The sequence below is a fragment of the Pseudomonas sp. GQ91 genome (assembly GCF_059758795.1).
This window is the reverse complement of record NZ_JCAXED010000041.1, coordinates 1-1340: the sequence shown is the minus strand read 5'-3', so window position 1 is coordinate 1340 and position 1340 is coordinate 1. Positions and strand designations below refer to the sequence as shown.

The following is a 1340-nucleotide window of genomic DNA, read 5'->3' as shown; positions in this document are numbered from 1 at the left end:
CGCAATCACAGCGGGCAGCCTGATTGTTCTGAATGACGGTGCGGCTGCAAACAACACCGACACCAACAGCGTGCAAGTGACGGTGACCGATGCCAACGGCAACCTGGTACCGAATCAGGTCGTCACTTTCAGCGTGGAATCCGGTGCGGCAGCACTGACCGGTCCTACCGCTACTACCAACGCCTCGGGCGTGGCCAGCATGACGCTGACCAGTACCCAGGCAGGCAGCAGCACCGTGAAAGCCAGCATCAATGGCAGCGACCGCACCGTGGACACCACCTTCGTGGCGGATGCGGGTACGGCTGAAATCACTGCGGGCAGCCTGATTGTTCTGAATGACGGTGCGGCTGCAAACAACACTGACACTAACAGCGTGCAAGTGACCGTGACCGATGCCAACGGTAACGTGGTGCCTAATGCCGAGGTGAACCTCATCGCGACTAATAGCGCGGCCATCCCAGGTACTGCCACGACAGGTGTAGACGGCAAAGCGTCGGTGACGTTGACCAGCACGAAAGCCGGTAACAGTGAAGTGACGGCGACTATCAATGGCGCGAGCCAGAAGGTCACTGTGGCGTTCGTGGCCGACAGCGAGACGGCGACGCTTGAGGCGGGCAACTTGACGGTCGTGTCCAACGGTGCTATGGCCAACGGTGCGGCGAGCAACAGCGTGCAAGTGTTGGTGACTGATGCCAACGGCAACGTCGTGCCTGGTGCCGAGGTGAAGTTCACCGCAACTAACGGTGCGACCATCCCAGTTAGCGCCACAACGGATATAGACGGTAAAGCGTTAGTAGGCTTAACAAGTACGAAAGTTGGCGATAGTGAAGTAACTGCGACAACCAACGGTGTAAGCCAGAAGATCTCCGTGACGTTTGTTGTGGCTCCTCTGATAGAACGCTTTATATTATTGAGCGGAAATAAGGGTTGGGCTGATGCTAATTCTGGTTGTATAGCTAAGAATGCTCGCCTACCGACACAGGCGGAATTTAAAGCTCTTTGGAAGGAATCTACAGAAGGTCGTCCAAAGAATACCGAGCTGTGTTCGGTACATGGCTGGCCGCTCCAGGGCCAGTGTGGGGGGACTAATAACATAGAGGGGGACTATTACTGGCTCATTGAGCCGCGGGATCCAGATATGCACTACACCGGTTGGGGTCCCAATGGATTATCTACCTACATCCCCGACACATGGAAGGTAAATGTGGCGTGTGTGCGGTCGGGTTTTTAGTCTTCAGCGTTTAGTTTTTAAATTTGCTTTTACTTTTGCTTCTCTTGAGTGACGGATTCGATATGGACATTGGCGAACATTTACAGCTGAGTGAGTCCGTCACATGGGG

The 1340-nt window shown here is 54.8% G+C and carries 1 protein-coding gene; it reads left to right on the top strand.

The features are described 5' to 3' along the window. Positions 1-1231, top strand: a 1231-nt coding sequence (locus AC6CIA_RS26295; protein ID WP_498316064.1) for an Ig-like domain-containing protein, incomplete at its 5' end; no start/stop codon positions are given. Between the last annotated feature and the right edge of the window lie 109 nt (positions 1232-1340).